Annotated in this window: 1 pseudogene; it reads left to right on the top strand. The window is 39.6% G+C overall.

What is annotated here, in order from left to right:
* A pseudogene (locus tag UYK_RS24510) lies at positions 1 to 465 on the top strand (phthiocerol/phthiodiolone dimycocerosyl transferase family protein); the annotation flags it as partial.

Raw genomic sequence — 465 nt, 5'->3', positions numbered from 1 at the left:
AGCGAAGAAGTTATTAGACAAGCTCTTGAGTTGCTCCAAGCGCGTCATCCTCGTCTGAACTGCCGCATTATCGGTAAGTTAAATAATCTGCGATTTAAGACTGGAGACATCGAGATCCCTTTACGTGTGGTGAAAAAACTTGACTCACAACAGTGGCAAGAAGTTGTTTGGGAAGAACTCAACCACAAAATTGAGAGTCACAAAAGTTTAATGCGAGTTGTGCTTGTGCATCTCAAAAATGAAAACAATGTTAATTATTTGATCACAACAATACATCATGCGATCGCAGACGGTTTATCATGCATCCAACTACATTCAGAACTTTTAAATATTGCCAAAAAATCATTTCTCTTGAACCAATAGAAGTTGTCAGCTTACCTGCACTTCCACCACTCAAAAAACTCTTGCCAGACTCGATGCGAGGATGGAAAGGCACAGTGAATATCTTCTTAACTATATGCAGAC

It is taken from the genome of Fischerella thermalis PCC 7521 (genome assembly GCF_000317225.1).
In the GTDB taxonomy this organism is placed as follows: domain Bacteria; phylum Cyanobacteriota; class Cyanobacteriia; order Cyanobacteriales; family Nostocaceae; genus Fischerella; species Fischerella thermalis.
The sequence above is the reverse complement of the archived record's forward strand: the minus strand, read 5'-3'. Positions and strand labels throughout refer to the sequence as shown.